The sequence below is a fragment of the Achromobacter sp. GQ309 genome (assembly GCF_059759315.1).
Genome location: NZ_JCAXDP010000008.1, coordinates 72156 through 95672, shown reverse-complemented (window position 1 = coordinate 95672; position 23517 = coordinate 72156). Strand labels below are relative to the sequence as shown.

The window sequence follows — 23517 nt, the reverse complement described above, 5'->3', positions numbered from 1 at the left end:
GGGGGAGCTTGAAAATTCAGGGGTTTTTGAAGTGTCCCCGTTTAATTTCGCCGATGCGGCATAGGGCAGGGCGCCTTCTGATACGCCGCGGCGGGGCATCCGGCAGCGTCGCAAAGACGCCGCCGCCCGCTCGGCGCCCTTAATGCGTCCCTATATTTATTTTGAGAAAAATCACGCGCGCAAAGTGAAGTCGTAATCGATAGTCAACGGCGCGTGATCCGAGAAGCGTTCGTCCTTGTAGATGGCGACGCTGCGCGCCTTGGCCGCGATGCCGGGGGTCGCGATCTGGTAGTCGATGCGCCACCCGACGTTCTTGGCCCAGGCCTGGCCGCGATTGCTCCACCAGGTGTACTGGTCGGGGCGGTCGTCGATGGTGCGGAACACGTCCACAAAGCCGCGCTTGTCGAAGACGTCCGTCAGCCACGCGCGCTCTTCGGGCAGAAAGCCCGAATTCTTCATGTTGCCCTTCCAGTTCTTCAGGTCGATTTCCTTGTGCGCGATGTTCCAGTCGCCGCAAATGACGAATTCACGGCCGGTCGTCTTGTGCTCGTGCATCAGGGCATCGATCCACGGGCCGAAGCTGTCCAGGAAGCGGTACTTCGCCTGCTGGCGTTCGTCGCCACTGGAGCCGGAAGGCAGGTAGGCGCTGATGACCGACAGATCCTTCCAGTCGGCGCGGATGATGCGGCCTTCGCTATCGAACTCTTCACAATCAAAGCCGTTGTTCACGCGCTCGGCGGCATCTCGCAGGTAGATGCCCACGCCGCTGTAGCCCTTCTTCACGGCGTGGTGGAAGTGGCCGGTGTAGCCGGGCGGATGGCGCAGTTCGTCGGTCAGGTCCTCGTGGGATACCTTGATCTCCTGCAGGCACAGCACGTCGGCGGCGTGCTTTTCCATCCACGGTTGCAGGCCCTTTTTGAAGGCGGACCGGATGCCATTGAGGTTGATCGACGTGATGCGCAGCAAAGCGAAACTCCTGTAATGCGGCCGCAAGGGGGGCGGACAATGCCAGGAATTTAACCGACTCCGCCGCGGCCACCTGGAACAGCCCCGACAGCGGATAAAATGCGGGGTCTGCCACCTACCGGATCACCCTGCATGCCCGCCGCCCCGTCCTCCGTCACCGCCCTGGATTTCGTCCGTTTCGCCTTGAACGAGGGCGTTCTGCGCTTTGGCAGCTTCAAGGTCAAGTCGGGCCGCATCAGCCCCTATTTCTTCAACGCAGGCCTGTTCAACAATGGCCGTTCGGTCGGCAAGCTGGCGCAGTTCTACGCACAGGCGCTGCTGGATTCCGGGGTCGAGTTCGACATGCTGTTCGGCCCCGCGTACAAGGGCATCCCGCTGGCCACCGCCACCGCCGTGGCGCTGGCCGGCCACCCGGACATGCAGGGCCGCAGCGACGTACCGTTCGCCTACAACCGCAAGGAAGCCAAGGATCACGGCGAAGGCGGCACGCTGGTCGGCGCTCCGCTCAAAGGCAAGGTCGTCATCATTGACGACGTCATCACGGCCGGCACGTCGGTGCGCGAGTCCGTGGAAATCATCCGCGCCGCCGGCGCCGAACCGGCCGCCGTGCTGATCGCGATGGACCGCATGGAACGCGCCGGCCCGGACGACGCCCTGTCGCCGCATTCGGCCGTGCAGGACGTGGCCAAGACCTACGGCATCCCCGTGGTGGCGATTGCCTCGCTGACCGACATCCTGGCCCTGCTGCAGGATGATGCGTCGTTTGCGGAGAACCGGGATGCCGTGTTGGCGTATCGGACGAAGTACGGGGTGAAGTAAGCGTCTCGTTGCTGAAAGCAATGACAAAGGGCGGCCATGGGCCGCCCTTTGTCATTGCAAAGATGCGATTGCCAAAACGTCATTGCCACAGATAGGGCGCAACGGGTTCGGCGACGCCGTGCGGTTGCCCGAACACGGTGACGCCGCTGGCCCGCGCCGCGTCCGCCAGCTTGCGGTCAAAGGTGGCCAGGCACGCGCGCTGCCGCAGCGAGAGTTCGAGATAACTGGCGTCGTAGGCAGTCAACCCATGGGCGCGGGCAAGCTGGCAGGTGCGCGCGATGCTGGAAGCCGCATCGTCGTTGTCGGCGGCGATGGGCAGGTTGTCGAGAAGTTGATTGAACGCAGCGACCTGGGCCCGCGAAATTCGCTGGCTGCGCTCTGCACGCAAAACGCCATTGGCAACTTCCACGCGCCAGATGTGAGGCACGGTGTTTTGCGAGCCGTGCGCGACGTCGAGCAGATGCTGGGCAAGCAGCGATTTGTGGACATCCACGCGGTACAGCAGCCAGGCAAGGGCGACCGACGCGTCCGGCACCAGACGGATGGTGTTCATTCCCGGCCTTCTTCAATCCAGGCGCGGATGATGTCGTGGGAGACCGGAGCCGCGGTGTGCAGGCGCTTCATGGCCTCCAGGGCATCGTGCGCGTTCAGTGAGGTATCGGGCAGGACGGGCGTCAGCCTTGCGCGGCGCACGCCGTCGACAGCGATGATGAAGTGCTGCCCCTGGCTGAGGGCCTGCAGGTAATCGGTGAATCGGTGCAGCAAGTCGTTGCTGCTGACCTCGGTGTAGTTCATGGCCAAGCCTCCGGCGAAATCGACCAGATCATTCTTGGCCAAACAAAAGGCCGCGGCAATATGCCGCGGCCCCCGATTCAGTCTGATATTGCGCCGGTTCTCCGCGAGGAGAACCGGCGGTCCATCAACTATCCAGCTTCTGCTTCAGCAGATCATTCACCTGCTGCGGATTGGCCTTGCCGCGGGCGGCCTTCATGATCTGGCCGACCAGGGAGTTGAACGCCTTCTGCTTGCCGGCGCGGTACTCCTCGACGATCGCCGGGTTGGCGGCCAGCACCTCGTCGATCATCGCGCCGATGGCGCCCGTGTCGCTGATCTGCTTCAGGCCGCGCGATTCGATGATGGCGTCGGCATCGCCGCCGTTTTCGCCAGCCCACATGGCGCCGAAGACTTCGCGGGCGATCTTGTTGGAGATCGTGCCGTCGATGATGCGGCCGATCAGGGCCGCCAGCGCCGGCGCCGCGACGGGCGATTCGGCGATGGTCTTTTCTTCCTTGTTGAGCACGGCGGCGACTTCGCCCATGACCCAGTTGGACGCGAGCTTGGCTTGGCCGGCTGGCAGCGCGTTGGCGACCGCCTGGAAGTACGCGGCCAGATCGCGGCTGATGGTCAGTTGCGCGGCGTCGTACGCGGGCAGGCCGTATTCCGTTTCGAAGCGGGCGCGCTGGGCGGCCGGCAGTTCGGGCATGGCGGCGCGGACCTCGTCCACCCACGCGCTGGAGATCACCAGCGTGGGCAGATCGGGATCGGGGAAGTAGCGGTAGTCGTGCGCGTCTTCCTTGCTGCGCATGCTGCGCGTTTCGTCGCGGTCGGCATCGTACAGGCGCGTTTCCTGGACGACGGTGCCGCCGTCCTCGATCAGCTCGATCTGGCGGCGCGCTTCGTAGGTGATGGCGCGTTCCAGGAAGCGGAACGAGTTGACGTTCTTGATCTCGGTGCGGGTGCCGAATTCCTTCTGGCCTACCGGGCGGACCGACACGTTGGCATCGCAGCGGAAGGAGCCTTCCTGCATGTTTCCGTCGCAAATGCCGAGCCACACGACCAGGCTGTGCAGCGCGCGCGCGTAGGCCACGGCCTCGGCAGCCGAGCGCATTTCGGGCTCGGTCACGATTTCCAGCAGCGGGGTGCCGGCGCGGTTCAGGTCGATGCCGCTGGCCGGGCTGCCATTGCCCAGGTTGAAGTCGTCGTGCAGGGACTTGCCGGCGTCTTCTTCAAGGTGGGCGCGCGTCAGGTTGACGGTCTTTTCTTCTTCGCCGACGAAGAATGACAGCGAGCCGCCCACCACCACCGGCAGCTCGTACTGGCTGATCTGGTAGCCCTTGGGCAGGTCAGGGTAGAAATAATTCTTGCGCGCAAAAACCGAGCGCGGGGCGATCTTGGCGCCCACGGCCAGGCCAAAGCGGATGGCGCGTTCGGCCGCGCCGCGGTTCATGACCGGCAGGCTGCCCGGCAGGGCCAGGTCAACCTCGTTCGCCTGCGTGTTGGGTGCGGCGCCGAATTGCGTGCTGCTGCCCGAAAAGATCTTGGAGTCCGTGGAAAGCTGCGTGTGCGTTTCCAGGCCGATGACGATTTCCCAGTTCATGTTCTCAGCCTTGCTGGACAGGGGCACGCTGATGCCAGTCCGTCACGTGTTGGTAGCGGTCGGCGATGGCCAGCAGGCGGCCTTCGTCGAAGTAGTTGCCGATGATCTGCAGGCCGATGGGGCGATTCTGCTTTTCGCCGCCGAAGCCGCAGGGGATCGACATGGCGGGCAGGCCCGCCAGGCTGACGCCCAGCGTGTAGACGTCGGCCAGCCAGTCGGCGGTCGGGTCGTCGCGGTTGTCGCCGATGTTCTTGGCGACCGACGGCGTCACCGGTCCCATGATGACGTCGCACTGGTCGGCATAGGCGCGCTGGAAGTCCTGCGCGATCAGGCGGCGCAGGCGCTGCGCCTGCAGGTAGTAGGCGTCGTAATAGCCGTGGGACAGCACGTAGGTGCCGATCAGGATGCGGCGCTTGACCTCGTCGCCGAAGCCTTCGGCGCGCGAGCGGCTTATCATCTCGTTCAGGTCGCCATACTGCTTGGCGCGATGGCCGTAGCGCACGCCGTCGTAGCGGGCCAGGTTGCTGGACGCTTCGGCGGGGGCGATGACGTAATACGCCGGAATGGCCAGCTCGGTGCGCGGCAGCGAGACGGGCACGCGCACGGCGCCCAGCGCCTCGAATTGCTCAAGCGCGGCCTGCACGGCGGCGGCCACATCGGGGGCCAGGCCGGCGCCGAAATACTCTTCGGGCACACCGATGCGCAGGCCTTTGAGCGGCTGGCTGCCGGCGGCGTCAAAACGGGCTTGCGCGGCGTCGAAGTCGCGGCGCACGCGGCCGGGTTCGTTGACCGCGCCATCGCATTTTTCGAGGCTGGTGGCGTCGCGCGGATCGAAGCCGCTGATGACGTCCAGGATTTCAAGCAGGTCGCGGCTGCTGGGGGCCAGCGGGCCGGCCTGGTCCAGGCTGGAGCCGAAGGCCACCATGCCGTAACGCGACACGGTGCCGTAAGTGGGCTTGATGCCGCTGACACCGCACAGCGCGGCGGGTTGGCGGACCGAGCCACCGGTGTCGGTGCCGGTGGCGGCGGCGACCAGGCGGGCGGCCACGGCGGCGGCCGAACCGCCCGACGAGCCGCCGGGTACGGCGGCGTGATCCCAGGGGTTCTTCACGGCGCCGTATGCCGAGTTCTCGTTGCCAGAGCCCATGGCAAATTCGTCGCAGTTCAGCTTGCCCAGCGACACCGCGCCGGCCGCGCCCAGGCGTTCCACGACGGTCGCGTCGAACGGGCTGACGTAACCGTCGAGCATCTTGCTGCCCGCGGTAGTGCGCCAGCCGCGCGTCACGAACGCGTCCTTGTGGGCGATCGGGATGCCGGCCAGCGGACCCGCGGTGCCGGCTGCCAGTGCAGCGTCGGCCGCGCGGGCCTGGGCCAGCGTCAATTCGGCGTCAATATGTAAAAAGGAATTCAGGCCGCTGGCCGCTTCGGCGGCCGACAGGGCGCTTTGCGCCAGGTCTACCGCGCTGACTTCGCGTTGCGCGAGGGCCGCGCGCAACGCGGCGATCCCCTCGAATTGGGTATGCAGGGCAGGTTTCGTCATGACTTAATCCAGGACCTTGGGAACCAGGAACAGGCCGTCCTGGGCATCGGGCGCGTTGGCCAGCAGTTCCTGGCGGCGGGCTTCCGATCCGGCTTCGGTCACGGCGTCTTCACGCAGGCGCAATACGATATCCTCGTGCGCGGACAGGGGATGAGCCAGGGGTTCGACGCCTTGGGTATCGACGGACTGAAGCCGTTCGATCAGGTGGAGGATGCCGTTGAGTTCGGCCTGCGCGACGGTGCGCTGGTCGGGGGTCAGTTCGATTCTGGCCAGCCGGGCAATGCGGGCCACATCTTTGTCGTTGAGCGCCATGGGGGATTGCAAAAATCGGTAAGCGAAGGCCGCGGGGCGGGAGTGGGCAGTATGCATACGCCAAACCCGTTACAAAGCTTGAATAGCCTGCATTTATGCGCTATTTCCGGGGAAATTATAAGTTATGATTCACGGTTTAATCGCCGTGATGACAGGCGGACCCGTTGTTTCACGGGCCAAACGCCCCGCGGCTTGACCCCAATTCCCCCCAGAATTTAGCTGAGCTCCCATGTTCGGATTCCTGCGCAGTTATTTTTCCAGCGATATGGCGATTGACCTAGGTACCGCCAATACGCTGATTTACGTCCGCGGCAAGGGCATCGTTCTCGATGAGCCTTCCGTGGTCGCAATCCGTCATGAAGGCGGCCCCCACGGCAAGAAGATCATTCAGGCCGTCGGGCACGAAGCCAAGCAGATGCTCGGTCGCGTTCCCGGCAACATCGAGGCCATTCGGCCCATGAAAGACGGCGTGATTGCCGACTTCACGGTCACCGAACAGATGCTCAAGCAGTTCATCCGCATGGTGCACCCCCGCAACATGCTGGCGCCCAGCCCGCGGATCATCGTCTGCGTGCCTTGCGGCTCCACCCAGGTTGAACGCCGCGCCATCCGTGAATCGGCGCTCGGCGCCGGCGCTTCCCACGTCTTCCTGATCGAAGAACCCATGGCCGCCGCCATTGGCGCCGGCCTGGCCGTGTCCGACGCCAGCGGCTCGATGGTCGTCGACATCGGCGGCGGCACCACCGAAGTGGCCGTCATCTCGCTGGGCGGCATGGTCTACAAGGGTTCCGTGCGCGTCGGCGGCGACAAGTTCGACGAAGCCATCGTCAACTACATCCGCCGCAACTACGGCATGCTGATCGGCGAACCCACGGCCGAACTGATCAAGAAGGAAATCGGCTCGGCGTTCCCGGGTTCCGAAGTCCGCGAAATCGAAGTCAAGGGCCGCAATCTGGCCGAAGGCGTGCCGCGCAGCTTCACGGTCTCGTCCAACGAGATCCTCGAATCGCTGACCGATCCGCTCAACCAGATCGTTTCCGCCGTCAAGATCGCGCTCGAACAGACGCCGCCCGAACTGGGCGCCGACATCACCGACAAGGGCATCGCCCTGACTGGTGGCGGCGCGCTCCTGCGTGACCTGGACCGCCTGCTGCAAGAAGAAACCGGCCTGCCGGTCGTGGTGGCCGACGATCCCCTGACCTGCGTCGTGCGCGGTTGCGGCGAGGCGCTGGAACACCTTGAGAAACTGGGCGCCATCTTCATCAACGACTAATATTGCCCGCCAGCCCGGAGCCCCGCTTTTTTCTGGCTCCGGCCGCTGCGGGGGCCTCGGACGCGGGCGCCCGGGCTGAGATTCATGCAACGACAAGGGACTCCCCCCCTATTCAGGCGCGGCCCACCGGCAGAGGTGCGGCTGGTCGTTCTGGTCGTCCTTGCTCTGGCCCTGATCGTCATGGATTCCCAATGGCGCATGCTGGAACCGGCGCGCCGCGCGATTGCCGTAGGGCTTTATCCGTTCCAGCGTGCCGTCATGGCGCCGCGCGATCTCGTCCAGCAAGTCAACGAATGGGTTAACGCGGCCAACCTCATCCGCAGCGAAAACGAAGCCTTGCAGCGTCAGCGCATCGAACTCGCCCAGGTTGCATCCCACGCGGCGCAGCTTGCCGCCGAAAACTCCCAGCTTCGCCGCCTGCTTGGCGTGACCGACACCGTGGCGCAGTCCGCCGTGGTCGTTGAAGTCATGTACGAACCCACCAACGCGTTCACGCAGCGCCTGGTCTTCAACAAGGGCAGCAAGGCTGGCTTGGCGCCCGGCATGCCCGTCATCGACGAAGGCGGTGTGGTTGGCCAGATCGTTCGCGTGACGCCCATGACCGCCGAGGCGGCGCTCGTCACCGACGAGCAGGTATCCATCCCCGTGCAACTTCTGCGCAACGGACTTCGTCTGATTGCGTTCGGCGGCAACTCGCCCGGCAAGATGGAAGTGCGTTACCTAGCGGCCAATGCCGACATCAAGGAAGGCGATACTATTGTCACCAGCGGCGTCGGCGGCCTCTTTCCCGCTGGCCTGCCCGTGGCCAAGGTGACCTCGGTGGAACGCGATACCGCCTCAGGTTTCGCGCGCGCCGTATGTGAACCGCTGGCCCATCCCGAACGCTATCGCCATTTCCTGGTTCTGCAGGTGGATGTGGATCGCGCCGAGTCCAACCGTCAGGAGGTCGATTCCGGTGGATCGGACTAACCAACACGCTGCGGGGCAGTCCCCGCGCCGCCTTGGCACGCCCAGCAACGTGCATCCCGACCGGCTGTCGGGTCCCGCGCATGCCTTCTTCGTGTGGGGCACCGTCCTGCTCGCCTGGCTGGTGTCGCTGCTGCCGTGGCGTCTGTGGCAGGGCGCGCCCGACGTGCTGCTGCTCATCATCGCTTTCTGGTGCGTGCACGAGCCGCGCCGCGTCGGCCTCTTTACCGCGTTCTTTTTCGGCGTGCTGATGGACGTGCACGACGCGGGCCTCTTGGGTGAGCACGCGCTGTCGTACACGCTCGTCGCCTACGGCGCGGTGGTCCTGCACCGCCGGCTGCAACGGTTCGACCTCTGGAGCCAGGCGATGCACATGCTGCCTGTGTTCTTCATTGCGCGCTTCGTCACCCAGATCATCCACGCGTGGCTGGCCGGGAAATGGCCGGGCTGGGACTGGGGCATCAGCGTGCTGCTGACGGCTGCGTTGTGGCCGCTGGCGGGTTGGGTGCTGCACCTGCCGCAACGCGGTGTCGACGACGCCGAATCCTCATCCGCCTGACGGCGGCGTTGCGTCATGTTTGAATTCAAGAAAACCGGCCAGCAGCAGAAGCAGCGCTTTCGCCTGCGCGCCTGGGTGGGCGGCGCCTTCGCCCTGGTCTGCTTCGGCGTGCTGGTGGGCCGTTTCTGGTATCTGCAGGTCGACCGCTACGAGGGCCTGTCCGAACGCGCCGACCGCAACCGCATCGCGGTCGTGCCGATTCCGCCGCGCCGCGGCGAGATCCTGGACCGCAACGGCGAAGTCCTGGCCCGCAACTACCGCACCTACACGCTCGAAGTCGTACCGGCCCACGCGGGCAACATGAACGAACTCTTCGAGCGCCTGACCGAAGTCGTCTACATCAGCCCGTCCGACCAGCGCCGCTTCAAGCGCCGCGCGGCTGAATCCAGCCGCTACGCCAGCCTGCAACTGCGCAACAACCTCAACGAAACCGAAGCCGCGTGGTTTGCCGCGCACGCCTTCCAGTTCCCGGGTGTCGAACTGCGCGCCCGCTGGGTGCGCGAGTACCCGCAGGGCGTGTCGGCCGCGCACGTGGTCGGCTACATCGGCCGCATCGCCGACAACGACATCGAAGAGCTGGACCGAGCCGGGCAGCTCGGCAACTACCGCGGCACCGAGGTCATCGGCAAGAAGGGCATCGAAAAGACCTGGGAAGAGCAGCTGCACGGCCGCACGGGCCTCGAAGAAGTCGAGGTCACCGCCGGCGGCCGGCCCATGCGCACGCTGCGCCGCATCGATCCGGTGCCGGGCTCGGACATCATGCTGTCCATCGACATGGGCCTGCAGAAGGTGGCCGAAGAGGCCTTCGAGGGCCAGCGCGGCGCACTCGTCGCCATCGACCCGGATACGGGCGAGGTCCTGGCGTTCGTGTCGCAGCCGTCGTTCGACCCGAACCTGTTCGTGGATGGCATCGACGTCGACAACTGGCGCATGCTGAACGAATCGCCGGACCATCCGCTGATCAACCGTCCCCTGTACGGCACGTATCCCATCGGCTCCACCTACAAGCCTTTCGTGGCGCTGGCCGCGCTGGAACTGGGCAAGCGCCGCGCGACCGACCGGGTTTCGGACCCGGGCTATTACGAATTCGGCGGACAGAAGTTCCGCAACGCGGGCGGCGCGGCCTACGGCATGACGGACATGCACAAGGCCATCGTCGTGTCGTCCGACACTTATTTCTATTCGCTCGGCCCTGAAATCGGCGTGAACGCCCTGCACGATTTCACCAAGCAGTTCGGGTTCGGCCAGATCACCGGCATCGACCTGGAAGGCGAGAAACGCGGCGTGCTGCCGTCCACCGACTGGAAGCGCTCGGCCTACAAGGACAAGGAGCGCCAGCGCTGGTACGCGGGCGAAACGATTTCCGTGGCGGTGGGTCAGGGCTACAACGCCTTTACGCTGCTGCAATTGGCACAGGGCACGTCCACGCTGGCCAACAACGGCTTGTACCGCCGCCCGCACCTGGTGCACGCGGTGCGCGATTCGCGCTCGGGCGTGGCCAAGCCCACCGAGGCACCGCCGGACTACCGCATACCCCTCAAGCAGGCCAACGTGGACGTCATCAAGAACGCCATGGCCGACGTGGTGCGCGCCGGCACGGCGCGGCGCGCGTTCGCCAACACGCCGTACCAGGCGGCCGGCAAGACTGGCACGGCGCAGGTGTTCAGTCTGCGTGGCGGCCACTACCGGGCCAGCGCGATCGACGAACGCCTGCGCGATCACGCGCTGTTCATGGGCTTCGCGCCGCTCGAGCAACCGCGCATCGCCGTGGCGCTGATCGTCGAAAACGCCGGCTGGGGCGCCAGCGTGGCGGCCCCCGTCGCGCGCAAGGTCTTCGATTACTGGCTGGCCAAGGATCGCCAGGACAAGATCGCGCGTCCCCAGCCCGCCGACACCATGGCGACCGTCGATGACATCGCCTCCGACCTGGTGCGCCAACAATGAAACGTCTTGGCCTGATTCTGCTGCGCGTGTTCACGGCCTTCGACTGGCCGCTGCTCGCGATCCTGATGATGTTCGCGGCGCTGGGCCTGACGGTGATGCACTCGGCCGTCGGTGGCACGGATTGGCGCTTCGCGGAACAGTCGCGCAACTTCATCATCGCGTTCTTCGCGATGTGGACAATGGCGCTGATTCCGCCAAAGCTGCTGATGAAGCTGGCGTTGCCGTTCTATGTGGTGGGCGTGGTGCTGCTGCTGGGCGTCGAGTTCTTCGGCGAAACCAGCAAGGGCGCAACCCGCTGGTTGAACCTGGGCGTGACCCGCATCCAGCCGTCCGAGATGATGAAGATCGCGGTGCCGATGATGCTGGCCTGGTATTTCCAGCGCCACGAAGGCGCGGTCCGCGTGCGCGACTTCCTCGCCGCCGCCGCGATGCTGGCCGCACCTTTTGGCCTGATCGTGCTGCAGCCCGACCTGGGCACGGCGCTGCTGGTGTTCGGCGCGGGCTTTTTCGTGATCTATTTCGCGGGACTGTCGTTCAAACTGCTGGTGCCGGTGATGCTGGCCGGCGTCATTGCCATCGGCACACTGGTCTATTACGAAGATCAGCTCTGCGAGCCGGATGTGGACTGGGTGGTGCTGCATGAATACCAGAAGCACCGGGTCTGCACACTGCTCAACCCCAGCTCCGATCCGCTGGGCAAGGGCTTTCACACGATCCAGTCAATGATCGCAGTGGGCTCGGGCGGCGTCTACGGCAAGGGCTACATGAAGGGAACGCAGACGCACCTGGACTTCATCCCGGAACGCACGACTGACTTCATCTTTGCCGTGTACGCCGAGGAATTCGGCTTGTACGGCGGTATTGCGATCCTGGTGCTGTACGGCCTGATGATGGCGCGCGGTCTGACGATCGCATCCCGGGCTGCGTCGCAATTCGGCCGGCTGCTGGCGGGAGCGCTGACGATGATGCTGTTCATCTACGTGTTCGTGAACGTAGGCATGGTGACGGGGATATTGCCCGTGGTGGGGGTGCCGTTGCCGTTCATGAGTTATGGGGGGACGGCGTTGTTCACGATGGGGATTGCGTTTGGGATCATGATGAGTATTAGTCGGCATCGGTCTGTGAAGACTTGATGGTGGTTTGCTGATCGAATTCCTTGGTCGCTGCGTAGTCTTTATCTCCTGCATTTGTTGGCTCCTGTTGCCTGGGGCGCTTCGCAGGTCGGTGATCTTGGCGCCAAGAAGTTCTTCGTAGGTCGCCCGACGCCGCGGTCACCGTGGGCACGATCGCCCACGATTGCGGTCCGGAGCCTTCGCTCCGGACTGCCCCTTCGTCATCTTCGTCCAGGCCTTCGGCCTTCCCTTCAGATTCCCTCGGGCGCATCGACGGCGCTCGCGCCCACGGTGACCGCGACGCCGTGCTGCCGGGGTCTTTGGTATGGGGCGCTGCAAGACCTGTGGTCAGGGTAGGAGATCTGCGGGGCCGCCGAATTGCTGCCGCCCGGGCGGCGGCAATCGGCATCGGGGTGGTGGGACGTCGTCGCGATGTTCGCTTCGCGCTGGTGGAGATCGGTGTGCTGATGGCATCACGATCAAGAGGGAGGGGCGGTGATGGGCGGCGCGCGTCGACCGCCAGCCACAGCTTCCCGACCCGTTCGCGCGCCGCCCATCGGGCACTGGAGTTCAAGTGACGATTAATGGCCAGGCTAGCGCGATTTGCAGCTGGTTTTAGGCACCGGAATGAGCGACGGGTTTCGATCTTCTGCCGGTGTCAGACACCGGAAACGGTCTTACGAGTTTGCTGGTGTCTGACACCGGAAACGGTCTTACGAGTTTGCTGGTGTCTGACACCGGAAACGGTCTTACGAGTTTGCTGGTGTCTGACACCGGAAACGGTCTTACGAGTTTGCTGGTGTCAAACACCGGAATCAGTCTTACGCGTTTGCTGGCGTCAGGCACCTATAGCAATTGCAGCTACACGCGAAGCGTCATCGCCCCGACGCAAGACGCCGCGTAAGCCCCCAAAGGCCGCCCGCGCGGCCGGCCGGGGGCGGGCCCCGCAAGATCTTTCTCTCTCCCACACCGTGGGCAAGAACCTAAAGAACCCAACTCGCCCCGCCGCCGGCAAAGCTGAAGCAACCGGAGCACGTCGTAGCGGGGGCTTGGGTGCGCGGGGCGTGTAGATGCGCCCGACGGAAACCGAAGGGAGCCGAAGGCGGACGAGGTTGAGGACGGGGCAGTCCGGAGCGAAGGCTCCGGACCGCAATCGTAGCCCCGCGCACCCAAGCCCCCGCTGCGGCGGGCGTCTAAAGAACCCCGCACAATGCCAGCCCAAAAACCTTCCTCACGGCAACGCTTCAGGCACCCCAAGCTCCACAGCCAACTTCGTCAACCCATCCCAGATCCGGCTATCAAATTCCACCGAATCCGCATTGACCGCCCGATTCCGAGCTTCGTATTCACCCGGATACTGCACCGACTCAACCCCAGGCTGCGGCTTGCACGCATGCAGGTAGTCGATGAACGCGCCGACTTCCATCGACCGCCAGTCAGTATTGAAGTCCACCTGCGGATCCAGCAGCAGCGCGAACATGTTGTTGGTCGCCACCCCGATGCGAGGATGTTCAGGCTGGATCGTGCCGCCGCCGGACAAGACGCCCGCGAGCAGTTCGGCCACCAGCCCCAGTGCGTAACCTTTGTGGCCGCCGAATGGCAACAACGCGCCGGGAGGATCGGTAAAGAGCGCACCCGGGTCAGTCGTCGGGTTGCCGTCTGCATCGATCAGCGACCCTGGCGGCGCCTGTTCACCCTTGGCAGCCAGCACGCGCGCCTTGTTCACCGCGATCGAGCTGGTCGCCATGTCCACAATGAACGGCGGGCGGCCGCCAGGCAACGGGCCCGCGAAGCACAGCGGGTTTGTGGTCAGGCACGCTTGCGCGCCGCCGAACGGGGCGACGGTGGGCGAGCGGTTGATCACGTTGGTGAAGGCCAGCAGGATCAGCCCCTTGGCCGCCACCATTTCACCGAAATGGCCCATGCGGCCAAGGTGATGGCTGTGGCGCAGGGTCAGAATGCACTGGCCGTGTTCCTGCGTGCGCTCTATCGCCTTTTCGATGACCACCTTGCCCACGTATTGACCCAGTCCGTGGTGGCCATCGTAGGCCAGCATGGCGCCGCGGTCGTTGAGGAGTTCGGGGCGGCCGTCGGGCTGAGCCAGGCCCTCGGACAGCACGCGGCGGTAGTTTGTCAGGATCGACAGGCCGTGGCTTGTGTAGCCGACGCGGTCGGATTCCACAAGATGCTCGGCCACGTCGCGGGCGATGTCTTCCGGCACGCCTTGTGCCATCAGCACCCGGCGGCCGTATTCGTTGGCTTGGGCTAGCGTGATTTTCATGACGACTCCTTACAGCCAGCCCAGCCAGCGCCAGTACGTCATGCCCATCAGCAGCATCAAGAGGTAGCCGACGATGGTCACGATGATGCCGACCTTGGCGAACTGCTTGGCGTTGAAGGTTTCGGTGCCCAGGCACACCATGTTCTGCGGTGCGTTGATGGGCAGGATGAAGCCGTAGCTGACCACGAAGCCCAGCAGCATCGTCATGCCCAGGCGGCTGAAGTCGCCCGGCAGCGTTGCCAGCACCGAAATCAGGATGGGCAGCATGGCCGAGGTCAGCGCGGTGGCGCTGGCAAAGCCCAGGTGGATGACGATCAGGAAGGCCGCCAGGATGGCGAAGATGGCGAGCGGGCCAAGATGGTCCAGGCCGGTGTGAAGCACCACCTGGTTGCCCAGCCACTGGCCAGCCTGCGTTGTGAGCAGCGCCGTGCCCAGGCTGATGCCCACGCCGAACACGATCACCGTGCCCCATGGGATACGCGATTGCACGTCTTTCCACGTCATCACGCCAAAGCGCGGCAGCATCAGCAGCACGAGGCCGAAGTAGGTGGTCGAGGTGGTGTCGAACTTGTGCAGCTTGCCTTCGGTGGACCAGAACAGCAGCAGCATGACCGACACGGCCATCAGGCGCTTTTGCGCACCGGTCATGGGACCCAGGTCGAGCAGCGATTTCTCGACGGCTTCCTTGCCGCCGGCGATGCTGTTGCTTTCAGGCGGCAGCAGCTTGAGCACGATGACGATCAGCACGGCCGACATGATCAACGACCAGGGGGCGCCGGCGATCAGCCAGTCCGACCACGCCACGCGTTCGCCCAGCATCTTTTCCATGAAGCCGACCGTCAGCAGGTTCTGCGCGGCGGCGGTCTGGATGCCGACGTTCCAGATGCTGGTGGCCTGGGCCACGATGATCATGATGCCGGCTGCGATGTTCGAGCGCTTGTCCACGCCAAAGGCCGCGATGACGCCCATCATGATCGGCACCACGGCGGCGCTGCGCGCGGTGGCGCTGGGCACGACCAGGCTTAGCACGATCGTCACGGCGATACATCCGATGAGGATGCGGCGCGTGCTGGTGCCCACCTTGGACAGTGTTACCAGCGCGATGCGCCGGTCTAGTCCGGTAAATGTCATGGCGGCGGCAATGAACAAGGCGCCGGTGACGAGCGCCAGCGCCGAGTTGGCAAAGCCCGTCAGCGCCATGCTGATGGCGGCGGACGTGCCGTAGAGAACGTTGGGGTCTTTGATGGTGGGCGCGGTGCCCAGAAGGAAAGCCATCAGCGTCGTGATCATGATGGCGCTGGCTTCGTACGACACGGCTTCGGTGATCCACACGACCACGGCGAACGCCAGGATTGCCAGCATGCGGTGGCCTGCAACGGGCAGGTCTGCGGGCAGGGGCATCATTAAAACGCCGATCATCACGAGGATGCCGGCGATGAGCCCGATTGGAATTTTGGTTTTCTTGGGGGCTTGCGAGGCGGGGACTGCGGTTTCCGCGGCCATATCCTTCTCCGGTTGAGGTCAAACTGACGAAACACCGCCCGCGAGCACGGGGTCAATCAAATCGGTGTGTCGACGCTACAGGATGATCGTGACGGCATTGTGGAAAACCCGTATTGATGAACGTCAAGAAGGTGGAGAACAGCGCTTGTGGAAAACTCGTCCTGGGCATTATGCTCGTCGCCCCCCGCGCGGGGCAAGCATGCGAGTGTTGCATCGGCGCGAACCAATCGGATCACGATGCGTGCGGCCGACCCGCGAAAAGAACCGGGATTGGTACGTGAAACGGCGCTAATGCGGGCGCATCAGCCCAAGGCCAGACGCAGCTGTTCGTCCAGATGCAGCGTGGGCGTGACGCGCCATCCGCTTTGCGCGTAGCGCAGCCAGCGGCCCAGCACCAGATGCGTCAGCAGGCTGGCATGCGCGGCAACGTTGGCTTCCTGCGGCAGGCCGCCGTCGGTGATGGCGATGCGCAGCGATTGCTTCAACGACGCCTCGATGCGGTCGTTGATGTGGTTGATACGTTCCTGCAGCCGGTTGTCTTCCGTGACCAGTGCATCGCCGGTCAGCACGCGGGTCATGCCCTTGTTGCGCTCCGAGAACGTCAGCAGCATGGAGACCGTCTTGTGGGCTTGAGGCAATCCGTAGGGCTCGGCGGTGGCGATCTGGTTCACCAGCGTGAAGATGCTGGTTTCGATGAACTCGATCAGTCCTTCGAACATCTGCGCCTTGCTTGCGAAGTGCCGGTAGAGGGCGGCTTCGGAGACCTCCAGGCGCGCGGCCAGAGCGGCCGTAGTGATGCGGGACGCGTGCGGCTGTTCCAGCATTTCGGCCAGAGTCTGCAGAATCTGGGTCTTGCGCTCGCCGGGTTTGCTCGCCATGGGAGGGACTGCTTCGCGCAGGATGACGGGTGGAGGGGATGCTGCGAGCCGTCAGCCCCGCAGGGGGCGTCGGCGTAACAATAAATCACTGACGCAGTTTACCCGCAAGTCGACGTAGGCCGGGCGGTGCGAGCGTCCGCGGCCGAAGGGCGTGCCGGGGTGATACACGTGGACCGTCTTCAGGCCAGCCAGACGGGCGCCCCGCAGGTTGGCTAACGTATCTTCGACCAGCACGGCGCGGTGGGCGGGAACGCCTTCGCGCGCCAGCACGTAGCGCAGCAGCGCCGCGGAGGGCTTGGGCCGGAACTCGCCGTGCAACCGCATGTGCTCGATGGCCCACAGGCTGTCGAACTGGCGCAGGATGCCCAGATGCGACAGGACGGACCGCGCATAGTGCAGCGGCGCGTTGGTCAGCAGGACCTTGCGGCCGGGCAGGCGGCGCAGCTTGTAGGCAAGCGCCTTTTCCGAGCGCATCAACGGCGCGACGTCGAAGTCGTGGCTGCGATGCAGGAATTCGTGGGCATCCACGCCGTGGTGGCGCACCATGCCGATCATGGTCGCGCCGTAGCGTTTCCAGTACTGCTTGCGCACGAGGTTGGCGGCATCCACGTCCACGTTCAGCGCCTCGGCCACCGCCATGGTCATGCCGTGGTCGATCTTGGAGAAGATGGCGTGCGAGGTGTCGTGGAGCGTATTGTCCAGATCGAACAGCCACAGGCGCTCGGGCGCGCCTGTGGCAATCCCGCGGGAGCGGCGCATCCGCACCGCGGGCCGCAGCAACTGGCGTCGCGCTTGCATCATGAGGCTCGCGCGGCGCGCCGTGCTGCGGGGGTGTGCGTCATCAGTGCGAGCTGATCATCGTGCCGACGCCCTGGTCGGTCAGGATTTCGAGCAGCAGGCAGTGCGGCACGCGGCCGTCGACGATGTGCACCGAATTGACGCCGTTCTTGGCGGCGTCCAGCGCGGACGAGATCTTGGGCAGCATGCCGCCGGAGATCGTGCCATCGGCAAAGAGCTCGTCGATGGTCTGGGCCGACAGGCTGCGCAGCAGCTTGCCGCCCTTGTCCAGCACGCCCGGGGTGTTGGTCAGCATGAGCAGCTTTTCGGCGCCAAGCACTTCGGCCATCTTGCCGGCGACCACGTCCGCGTTGATGTTGTACGCAGTGCCGTCTTCGCCATAGCCGATGGGCGAGATGACGGGAATGAACTGGTCGTCCTGCAGCGCCTTAACAACGGCCGGCTCGACCATCGTGATGTCGCCGACGAAACCGATGTCGATGGGCTCGGACGGGTTGTCCTTGTTGGCCATCAGCTTCTTCTGGGCCTGGATCAGACCACCGTCCTTGCCGGTCAGGCCGACGGCCTTGCCGCCGACCTCGTTGATCATCATGACGATGTCCTGCTGGACCTGGCCGCCCAGCACCCATTCCACGACTTCCATGGTCTCGGCGTCGGTGACGCGCATGCCCTGGATGAAGGTGCCTTGCTTGCCGATGCGGCGCAGGGCGTCATCGATCTGCGGACCACCACCGTGGACCACCACCGGGTTCAGGCCCACCAGCTTGAGCAGCACGACATCGTGCGCGAAGCTGCGCTGCAATCGCTCTTCCGTCATGGCGTTGCCGCCGTACTTGACCACGATGGTCTTGCCGTGAAATCGTCGGATATACGGCAGAGCCTCGGACAGCACGGCGGCTTTGACGGCGGGAGACGAAACGGCAGCAGGGTCGGGGGTGTCGGTCATGGCAGCTAAGTCGGCAGATAAATAACAAAAAAGTTGATGGGCGTTAAAAAAATGCCTGCACAAGAACGCGGTTGGAACGCGCCTAGCGCAAGCATACGACGGATTGTAGTCCCCACAGGTTTCTTATGCTGCAAACCCATGTCCATATGCCCGACAAATAACCGGCATTCAGGTAAATTGGGGGCGTTTTCACAACGGCACGCCCCGCAAAAGGGGGCCTGCCCGAACCTGCGGGACATCGATCCCGGTTTTCACCATAAAAGAGGCAACACATGCGTTTGAACTTTGTCCGTTCCGCCCTGGCGGCGTCGGTCCTCCTGGTTGCCGCCAACGCGGCTCACGCCGAAAAGGTGGTCGTGGGCGCCACGCAGGTGCCGCACGCCGAGATCCTGGAAGTGGTCAAGCCCAAGCTGGCCAAGGAAGGCGTGGAGCTCGACATCAAGGTGTTCAGCGACTACGTGCAGCCCAATCTGCAACTGGCGGACAAGCAACTGGACGCCAACTTCTTCCAGCACAAGCCGTACCTGGAGAGCTTCAACAAGGATCGCAAGGCAACGCTCGTGCCGGTGGCGCTGGTCCACGTCGAGCCCTTCGGCGGCTATTCCAAGAAGATCAAGAGCCTGTCCGACCTGAAGGACGGCGCCACGGTCGCCATCCCCAATGACCCGTCCAACGGCGGCCGCGCCCTGGTGCTGCTGCAGAAGCAGGGCGTCATCAAACTCAAGGATCCGGCCAACATCCTGGCGACCGCCGCCGATGTCGTCGAGAACCCCAAGAAGCTGAAGTTCCGCGAACTCGAAGCCGCCATGCTGCCGCGCGCGCTGGACGACGTTGATCTGGCGCTGATCAACACCAACTACGCGCTGGAAGCCGGCCTGGTGCCGACCAAGGATGCCCTGTTCATCGAAGGCGCCGATTCGCCGTACGCCAACGTGCTGGTCACCCGCAGCGACAACAAGGACGCGCCCGGCATCAAGAAGCTGGTCGACGCGCTGCACTCGCCGGAGGTCAAGACCTTCATCCAGGAAAAGTACAAGGGCGCAGTGGTTCCCGCCTTCTGATTTTGACGCACCTGTCGCGGGCGGTCTGAACCGCCCGCGCCTGTCAGGATCAGCCCGCCGCATTGCCGAAAAGCCGCCCGTTGACCCCGGGCGGCTTTTTGCATGAACACAGTCGAAGCGGGACGCGCGCCCAAAAAAAATCGCCCGCTTGCAGCGGGCGATCCCTTGGGGCTGGGCCGATGCGGCGGATCAGCCGGCGGCCAGGGCCTTTTCGACAGTGGCGTGGAACTCGGCCTTGTCGTATTCGCCCAGGTAACGCTTGATGATATGTCCCTCTTTGTCGATGAGGAACGCGGTGGGCGTCAGGCGGATGTCGCCGAAGGCGCGCGCGATCTCGCCCTTGGTGTCCAGCGCGACCGGGAACGGCAGCTCGCGGGTTTCGGCGAAGTTGAGCACGAAGTTGGGCGGGTCGTAGTTCATGGCGACCGCGATGGCTTCATATCCTTTGTCCGCATACTCGTTGTAGGCGGAGATGGTGTCGGGCATCTGCTTCACGCAAGTCACACAGCTGGTTGCCCAGAATTTGACCAGCACGACCTTGCCGCGCAGGTCCTGCATGGAGAAGGTCTTGCCTTCCAGCGTGGTGAAGGTGACGTCGGGGGCGGTCTGGGCCGGGCGCATGGCGAACCAGGCGCCGATGCCGACCGCCACGAGAACTGCGAGGGCTACGATGGCTTTTTTCATTTGATGGGCATTGCTTCAACGCCGCTGCTCGTGCCGCCGGTGCCAGCCGCGTTGTCGGTGGCCGGACCGGTTCCGGTTTCGATGGGCGCCTTGCTTTCGGTGGTGGCGGGTTTGGAGCCGCTGCCAGACAGACGGATGGCTTCTTCGCGGCTGATGATTTCAAAGAGCTTGACGACTTTGGTCACGCCGCCGACGTCGGCGGTGGCATTGGCGGCGTATTCGCCTTCTGCCTGGGTGACTTTGCCCATCAGGTAGACGACGCCGCGATCGGTGGTGACCGCGATGGTGCCCGAGGGCACGTACTTGGTGTTGAGCAGCGCGGTCTTGACCTTGGAGGTCAGCCAGGTGTCGTTGGAGCGCTGGCCGAACGAGGCGATGGGGCCGACGTTGAGCTGGTTGATGACCTGCTTCACGTTTTCCACGCTTTGCGCGATGGCCGTGGCCTGGTTCTTGGCTTCTTCGGAGGGCACGTCGCCGGTCAGCAGCAGGTGGCCGCCGTAGGCCATGGCGTTGACGCGGGCCGTGTCGCCCAGCTTCTGGGCGATCTGGCTCTGGGCCTTGAACGCCATGTTCTGGTCTTCGAGCTGGACGCCGGACGTGCGGCGGTCGGTGACCACGACCGCCGTGGTGGCGGCGGCGCCGCCCACGATCAAGGGCGCGCAGGCCGTCAGCGAAAGCGCCGCGGTCGATAGCGCGGCGGCAAGCATCAGCGGGCGGACAGCGGGTCTGACGTCAAGAATCATTCGGTGTCTCCAAGCAGAAGAGCGTCGATGCCGTCGCACAGCGCGTGCAGCAGCAGAATATGGACTTCCTGGATGCGCATGGTGCGATCGCTGGGAACACATAGATGGACGTCCATCGGGGTAATGAGTTCCCCCATGACGCCGCCGCCCTTGCCGGTCAGGGCCAGGACGTGCATTTCGCGCGCGCTGGCGGCTTCCATGGCGCGGACCACGTTGGGCGAATTGCCGCTGGTCGAGATGGCCACGAGCACGTCGCCGGCCTGTCCGAAGGCGTTGACCTGCCGTTCGTAGATTTCGTCAAAGCCGTAGTCGTTGCCGACTGCCGTGAGAATCGAGGTGTCGGTGTTGAGCGCAATGCCCGCGAGCGGCAGGCGTTCGCGTTCGAAGCGGCCCACCAGTTCCGCGATGAAATGCTGCGCGTCGGCAGCCGAGCCGCCATTGCCGCAAGCCAGAATCTTGCCGTTGTTCGCCAGGGCGCCGAACAGCACGTCCACGGCCACGGCCAGCGGTTCGGCCAGGACGTTCATGCTTTGTTCGTGAGCGGCCATGGCGTCGCGAAAGTGCGACGTCATACGAGAGGTCATATCCATGGGCGCGATTATCTCACGGGGCAGGGCCGCGGTTCTGTCCATGCGCAACGTGGGCGAGGGGGGATGTCACGCCAGACTTGCCGGGTCATGGCAGCCAGAATGCGCCGCGCAGCCAGGCGGGGTCGCCGCTGTCGAAAACCACGGCGTCGAAGCGGGCGGGCGGGACCAGGCCGCCCCAGTGCCGGCGGGCCAGTTCGGGCAGCCAATACGCCGCCGCGCGGGCAAGGCGCGTTTGTTTTTCGGGGCCGATGCTGGCGGCGGCGCCGCCGAAGCGGCTGGCGGCGCGCGCCCGGACCTCGACGAAGACCAGTGTGTCGCCCTCGCGCATGACGAGGTCGATTTCCCCGGCGCGGCAGGCCAGGTTGCGCGCCAGCAGCGTCAGACCCTGGGCCGCCAGCAGGCGCAACGCCGCCGCTTCATGATGGTCGCCGCGCCGCTGGGTGGGCGAGCGGCGCGGGGGCGGGCGGTCGGCAGGCGTGCGCCCGGTGCGCCGCCGGCGTTTTGCGGCGCGGCGGCGTGCCGCCAGGGCAAGTTCGCAGGCCAAGCGCAGGGTGTCGTCCGTCATGGGATTCCGAAAGCAGCGGGCATAGGCGGCTACACTGACATGGTTTTTCGTGTCAGCAGGCAGCAATGAATCAAAACGTCTCACCTCCCATTGCCGGCGATGCCTGGTCCCGCGTGTCGGAACGCGTGGCGGGCCAGCATTGGCCCGCCTCGACGCTGTATGTCGTGGCCACGCCCATCGGCAATCTCGGCGATCTGGGCCTGCGCGCCTGGCACGCCCTGCAACGGGCTGATGTGATCGCTGCCGAGGACACGCGCGCCAGCCGCACGCTGCTGGATGCCTGGGGCGTCAGCACGCCGCTCATGGCGGCGCATCGCCACAACGAGGCCGCCGCGGCGCAAGCCATTTGCGAGCGACTGGCGCAAGGCCAGCGCGTGGCCTTGGTGTCCGATGCCGGCGCGCCCGCGGTCAGCGACCCCGGCGCCCGTGTGGTCCGCGCCGTGCGCGCCGCCGGCTATGCGGTGGTGCCTGTACCCGGCCCCAGCGCCGTGATCGCCGCCCTGATGGGCAGCGGCGTCACCACGGACGAGAACCCTGCCTACGCCTTCGCGGGCTTTGCGCCGTCCAAGGCGGTGGCCCGGCAGCGCTGGCTGCGCCAATGGTGCGCGTTGCCCGCGCCCGTCGTGATGTTCGAATCGCCGCACCGGCTGGCGGCCACCTTTGCGGACCTGCTCGAGGTCTGCGGTCCGGAACGTGAACTGACCGTCGCGCGCGAACTGACCAAACGCTTCGAAGAGATCGGCACCGTCAAGCTGGGCGAGGCCGCGGCATGGCTGGCCGCCGATGCGCATCGCGAACAGGGCGAGTTCGTGCTGATCGTCCATGCCGAGGCGGACGCGCCTGAGTCTGACGACGTCGATCCGGCCCACGACGTCCTGCTGGACGCCTTGCTGGAGTCGCTGTCCGTGCGCGACGCCGCGCGGGTCGCGGCCAAGGTCACCGGTCAGCCGCGCGACGTGCTCTACAACCGGGCCCTGACCCGCAAGAAGGGGCAGGAGTAAGCCATGGTGTATTCGACCGTCGTGTCCAACAAGCCTGCCGACCCGCAAGAGCGGCTGACCTATCGCGACATGCCCACGCCGCTCGGTGATCTGCGCCTGGTGGCCAGCCCGAAGGGATTGCGCGGCGCGTGGTTCACCGATCAGGCGCTGCTGCCGCCGCCGGATGGATGGACGCTGACCGATAGCGATCCGTTCCTGGAGCAGGCGCGGCGCGAACTTGACGAATGGTTTGCTGGCGAGCGCCGCCTGTTCGACGTGACGCTCGACCCGGTGGGGACGACCTTTCAGCACCAGGTCTGGCATGCGCTGTGCGCGCTGGAATTCGGCACGCTCACCAGCTACGGCGAACTGGCCCGCACGGTGAACCGGCCCAAGGGCGCGCAGGCAGTCGGCGGCGCGGTCGGCCGCAATCCCATCAGCATCATCATTCCGTGCCACCGCGTGATCGGCGCGGACACCTCGCTGACGGGCTTTGGCGGTGGATTGCCGCGCAAGCAGGCGCTGCTGGCGCATGAAGGCAACCGCTATGTGAGCCGCAGCGCGCACGCGCGCCGGGTGTGCGACGGGCAGGCAGAGCTGCCCTGGTAGCCGTCGTTCCG

The 23517-nt window shown here is 65.0% G+C and carries 24 protein-coding genes; 9 read left to right on the top strand and 15 right to left on the bottom strand.

What is annotated here, in order from left to right:
• Positions 1 to 171: 171 nt before the first annotated feature.
• Complete coding sequence (locus tag AC6CIE_RS23480) at positions 172 to 966, bottom strand: exodeoxyribonuclease III (protein WP_218343266.1); 795 nt, start codon at positions 964 to 966, stop codon at positions 172 to 174.
• Between the two features lie 132 nt (positions 967 to 1098).
• On the opposite strand from AC6CIE_RS23480, the gene pyrE reads away from it, so the two are divergent.
• Entirely contained in the window at positions 1099 to 1785 is a 687-nt protein-coding gene (gene pyrE, locus AC6CIE_RS23475) for an orotate phosphoribosyltransferase (RefSeq protein WP_498094229.1), read from the top strand.
• A 79-nt stretch (positions 1786 to 1864) separates the two neighbouring features.
• Here pyrE and AC6CIE_RS23470 read toward each other — a convergent pair whose 3' ends face one another.
• From AC6CIE_RS23470 to gatC, 5 genes are all read right to left on the bottom strand, one after another.
• The gene (locus AC6CIE_RS23470) at positions 1865 to 2338 is read right to left on the bottom strand and encodes a type II toxin-antitoxin system VapC family toxin (RefSeq protein WP_498094227.1); all 474 of its coding nucleotides are present in this window, start codon (positions 2336 to 2338) and stop codon (positions 1865 to 1867) included.
• Positions 2335 to 2580 (bottom strand): hypothetical protein, encoded by a 246-nt coding sequence (locus AC6CIE_RS23465; RefSeq protein ID WP_175124989.1) that lies wholly within the window; start codon positions 2578 to 2580, stop codon positions 2335 to 2337. Before AC6CIE_RS23465 ends, AC6CIE_RS23470 begins: the two co-directional genes overlap by 4 nt.
• A 124-nt stretch (positions 2581 to 2704) precedes the next feature.
• Positions 2705 to 4162, bottom strand: a complete 1458-nt coding sequence (gene gatB / locus AC6CIE_RS23460; protein WP_175124990.1) for an Asp-tRNA(Asn)/Glu-tRNA(Gln) amidotransferase subunit GatB — start codon at positions 4160 to 4162, stop codon at positions 2705 to 2707.
• Between the two features lie 4 nt (positions 4163 to 4166).
• The gene (gatA, locus tag AC6CIE_RS23455) at positions 4167 to 5702 is read right to left on the bottom strand and encodes an Asp-tRNA(Asn)/Glu-tRNA(Gln) amidotransferase subunit GatA (protein WP_279973750.1); all 1536 of its coding nucleotides are present in this window, start codon (positions 5700 to 5702) and stop codon (positions 4167 to 4169) included.
• A 3-nt stretch (positions 5703 to 5705) separates the two neighbouring features.
• Positions 5706 to 6014: an Asp-tRNA(Asn)/Glu-tRNA(Gln) amidotransferase subunit GatC gene (gene gatC / locus AC6CIE_RS23450; protein ID WP_175124992.1), complete on the bottom strand. Its 309-nt coding sequence runs from the start codon at positions 6012 to 6014 to the stop codon at positions 5706 to 5708.
• Between the two features lie 229 nt (positions 6015 to 6243).
• Between gatC and AC6CIE_RS23445 the strand changes: the two genes are divergently transcribed.
• The 5 genes from AC6CIE_RS23445 to rodA all read left to right on the top strand — a co-directional run bounded on the left by AC6CIE_RS23445 (position 6244) and on the right by rodA (position 11889).
• Positions 6244 to 7287, top strand: a complete 1044-nt coding sequence (locus tag AC6CIE_RS23445; RefSeq protein WP_006216320.1) for a rod shape-determining protein — start codon at positions 6244 to 6246, stop codon at positions 7285 to 7287.
• Between the two features lie 84 nt (positions 7288 to 7371).
• Positions 7372 to 8256 (top strand): rod shape-determining protein MreC, encoded by an 885-nt coding sequence (gene mreC / locus AC6CIE_RS23440; protein ID WP_056560320.1) that lies wholly within the window; start codon positions 7372 to 7374, stop codon positions 8254 to 8256.
• A gap of 49 nt (positions 8257 to 8305) precedes the next feature.
• Complete coding sequence (gene mreD, locus AC6CIE_RS23435) at positions 8306 to 8812, top strand: rod shape-determining protein MreD (protein ID WP_175125001.1); 507 nt, start codon at positions 8306 to 8308, stop codon at positions 8810 to 8812.
• 15 nt (positions 8813 to 8827) lie between these two features.
• Complete coding sequence (gene mrdA / locus AC6CIE_RS23430; protein ID WP_175124993.1) at positions 8828 to 10756, top strand: penicillin-binding protein 2; 1929 nt, start codon at positions 8828 to 8830, stop codon at positions 10754 to 10756.
• A complete protein-coding gene (gene rodA, locus AC6CIE_RS23425) occupies positions 10753 to 11889 on the top strand; it encodes a rod shape-determining protein RodA (protein ID WP_056560313.1) in 1137 nt (378 codons plus the stop codon). Before mrdA ends, rodA begins: the two co-directional genes overlap by 4 nt.
• 1210 nt (positions 11890 to 13099) lie before the next feature.
• Here the strand turns inward: rodA and AC6CIE_RS23420 are convergent.
• The 5 genes from AC6CIE_RS23420 to argB form a co-directional block, all read right to left on the bottom strand.
• Entirely contained in the window at positions 13100 to 14149 is a 1050-nt protein-coding gene (locus tag AC6CIE_RS23420) for an Ldh family oxidoreductase (protein ID WP_498094225.1), read from the bottom strand.
• Between the two features lie 9 nt (positions 14150 to 14158).
• The gene (locus AC6CIE_RS23415) at positions 14159 to 15652 is read right to left on the bottom strand and encodes a DASS family sodium-coupled anion symporter (protein WP_175122023.1); all 1494 of its coding nucleotides are present in this window, start codon (positions 15650 to 15652) and stop codon (positions 14159 to 14161) included.
• Between the two features lie 302 nt (positions 15653 to 15954).
• On the bottom strand, positions 15955 to 16530 hold the full coding sequence (gene slmA, locus AC6CIE_RS23410; protein ID WP_056560305.1) for a nucleoid occlusion factor SlmA: 576 nt from the start codon (positions 16528 to 16530) through the stop codon (positions 15955 to 15957).
• A 51-nt stretch (positions 16531 to 16581) separates the two neighbouring features.
• Positions 16582 to 17328 (bottom strand): pyrimidine 5'-nucleotidase, encoded by a 747-nt coding sequence (locus tag AC6CIE_RS23405; protein ID WP_175186357.1) that lies wholly within the window; start codon positions 17326 to 17328, stop codon positions 16582 to 16584.
• 43 nt (positions 17329 to 17371) lie between these two features.
• Positions 17372 to 18274, bottom strand: a complete 903-nt coding sequence (argB, locus tag AC6CIE_RS23400; RefSeq protein WP_013396740.1) for an acetylglutamate kinase — start codon at positions 18272 to 18274, stop codon at positions 17372 to 17374.
• 272 nt (positions 18275 to 18546) lie between these two features.
• Between argB and AC6CIE_RS23395 the strand changes: the two genes are divergently transcribed.
• Positions 18547 to 19335, top strand: coding sequence for a MetQ/NlpA family ABC transporter substrate-binding protein (locus AC6CIE_RS23395; protein WP_056560303.1), 789 nt, complete (start codon positions 18547 to 18549; stop codon positions 19333 to 19335).
• A 189-nt stretch (positions 19336 to 19524) separates the two neighbouring features.
• Here AC6CIE_RS23395 and AC6CIE_RS23390 read toward each other — a convergent pair whose 3' ends face one another.
• From AC6CIE_RS23390 to AC6CIE_RS23375, 4 genes are all read right to left on the bottom strand, one after another.
• Complete coding sequence (locus AC6CIE_RS23390) at positions 19525 to 20019, bottom strand: peroxiredoxin family protein (protein ID WP_498094223.1); 495 nt, start codon at positions 20017 to 20019, stop codon at positions 19525 to 19527.
• Complete coding sequence (locus tag AC6CIE_RS23385; RefSeq protein WP_191578456.1) at positions 20016 to 20762, bottom strand: BON domain-containing protein; 747 nt, start codon at positions 20760 to 20762, stop codon at positions 20016 to 20018. The genes AC6CIE_RS23390 and AC6CIE_RS23385 overlap by 4 nt, the downstream gene beginning before the upstream one ends.
• Complete coding sequence (locus AC6CIE_RS23380; RefSeq protein ID WP_175122026.1) at positions 20759 to 21352, bottom strand: phosphoheptose isomerase; 594 nt, start codon at positions 21350 to 21352, stop codon at positions 20759 to 20761. Before AC6CIE_RS23380 ends, AC6CIE_RS23385 begins: the two co-directional genes overlap by 4 nt.
• Positions 21353 to 21437: 85 nt before the next feature.
• Positions 21438 to 21917: a YraN family protein gene (locus AC6CIE_RS23375; RefSeq protein ID WP_175138987.1), complete on the bottom strand. Its 480-nt coding sequence runs from the start codon at positions 21915 to 21917 to the stop codon at positions 21438 to 21440.
• A 65-nt stretch (positions 21918 to 21982) separates the two neighbouring features.
• On the opposite strand from AC6CIE_RS23375, the gene rsmI reads away from it, so the two are divergent.
• Positions 21983 to 22918 (top strand): 16S rRNA (cytidine(1402)-2'-O)-methyltransferase, encoded by a 936-nt coding sequence (gene rsmI / locus AC6CIE_RS23370; RefSeq protein ID WP_191578455.1) that lies wholly within the window; start codon positions 21983 to 21985, stop codon positions 22916 to 22918.
• Positions 22919 to 22921: 3 nt separating this feature from the next.
• The gene (locus AC6CIE_RS23365; RefSeq protein ID WP_175122029.1) at positions 22922 to 23506 is read left to right on the top strand and encodes a methylated-DNA--[protein]-cysteine S-methyltransferase; all 585 of its coding nucleotides are present in this window, start codon (positions 22922 to 22924) and stop codon (positions 23504 to 23506) included.
• Positions 23507 to 23517: the final 11 nt, after the last annotated feature.

What these genes read in the sequence shown, in the direction of transcription:
- AC6CIE_RS23375 (WP_175138987.1), bottom strand. Translation starts at nt 21,917, where the DNA reads ATGACGGACGACACCCTGCGCTTGGCCTGCGAACTTGCCCTGGCGGCA.
- AC6CIE_RS23470 (WP_498094227.1), bottom strand. Translation starts at nt 2,338, where the DNA reads ATGAACACCATCCGTCTGGTGCCGGACGCGTCGGTCGCCCTTGCCTGG.
- rodA (WP_056560313.1), top strand. Translation starts at nt 10,753, where the DNA reads ATGAAACGTCTTGGCCTGATTCTGCTGCGCGTGTTCACGGCCTTCGAC.
- AC6CIE_RS23445 (WP_006216320.1), top strand. Translation starts at nt 6,244, where the DNA reads ATGTTCGGATTCCTGCGCAGTTATTTTTCCAGCGATATGGCGATTGAC.
- AC6CIE_RS23395 (WP_056560303.1), top strand. Translation starts at nt 18,547, where the DNA reads ATGCGTTTGAACTTTGTCCGTTCCGCCCTGGCGGCGTCGGTCCTCCTG.
- gatC (WP_175124992.1), bottom strand. Translation starts at nt 6,014, where the DNA reads ATGGCGCTCAACGACAAAGATGTGGCCCGCATTGCCCGGCTGGCCAGA.
- AC6CIE_RS23385 (WP_191578456.1), bottom strand. Translation starts at nt 20,762, where the DNA reads ATGATTCTTGACGTCAGACCCGCTGTCCGCCCGCTGATGCTTGCCGCC.
- AC6CIE_RS23365 (WP_175122029.1), top strand. Translation starts at nt 22,922, where the DNA reads ATGGTGTATTCGACCGTCGTGTCCAACAAGCCTGCCGACCCGCAAGAG.
- slmA (WP_056560305.1), bottom strand. Translation starts at nt 16,530, where the DNA reads ATGGCGAGCAAACCCGGCGAGCGCAAGACCCAGATTCTGCAGACTCTG.
- AC6CIE_RS23415 (WP_175122023.1), bottom strand. Translation starts at nt 15,652, where the DNA reads ATGGCCGCGGAAACCGCAGTCCCCGCCTCGCAAGCCCCCAAGAAAACC.
- AC6CIE_RS23380 (WP_175122026.1), bottom strand. Translation starts at nt 21,352, where the DNA reads ATGGATATGACCTCTCGTATGACGTCGCACTTTCGCGACGCCATGGCC.
- gatA (WP_279973750.1), bottom strand. Translation starts at nt 5,702, where the DNA reads ATGACGAAACCTGCCCTGCATACCCAATTCGAGGGGATCGCCGCGTTG.
- AC6CIE_RS23420 (WP_498094225.1), bottom strand. Translation starts at nt 14,149, where the DNA reads ATGAAAATCACGCTAGCCCAAGCCAACGAATACGGCCGCCGGGTGCTG.
- rsmI (WP_191578455.1), top strand. Translation starts at nt 21,983, where the DNA reads ATGAATCAAAACGTCTCACCTCCCATTGCCGGCGATGCCTGGTCCCGC.
- mrdA (WP_175124993.1), top strand. Translation starts at nt 8,828, where the DNA reads ATGTTTGAATTCAAGAAAACCGGCCAGCAGCAGAAGCAGCGCTTTCGC.
- pyrE (WP_498094229.1), top strand. Translation starts at nt 1,099, where the DNA reads ATGCCCGCCGCCCCGTCCTCCGTCACCGCCCTGGATTTCGTCCGTTTC.
- AC6CIE_RS23390 (WP_498094223.1), bottom strand. Translation starts at nt 20,019, where the DNA reads ATGAAAAAAGCCATCGTAGCCCTCGCAGTTCTCGTGGCGGTCGGCATC.
- gatB (WP_175124990.1), bottom strand. Translation starts at nt 4,162, where the DNA reads ATGAACTGGGAAATCGTCATCGGCCTGGAAACGCACACGCAGCTTTCC.
- AC6CIE_RS23465 (WP_175124989.1), bottom strand. Translation starts at nt 2,580, where the DNA reads ATGAACTACACCGAGGTCAGCAGCAACGACTTGCTGCACCGATTCACC.
- argB (WP_013396740.1), bottom strand. Translation starts at nt 18,274, where the DNA reads ATGACCGACACCCCCGACCCTGCTGCCGTTTCGTCTCCCGCCGTCAAA.
- AC6CIE_RS23405 (WP_175186357.1), bottom strand. Translation starts at nt 17,328, where the DNA reads ATGCAAGCGCGACGCCAGTTGCTGCGGCCCGCGGTGCGGATGCGCCGC.
- mreC (WP_056560320.1), top strand. Translation starts at nt 7,372, where the DNA reads ATGCAACGACAAGGGACTCCCCCCCTATTCAGGCGCGGCCCACCGGCA.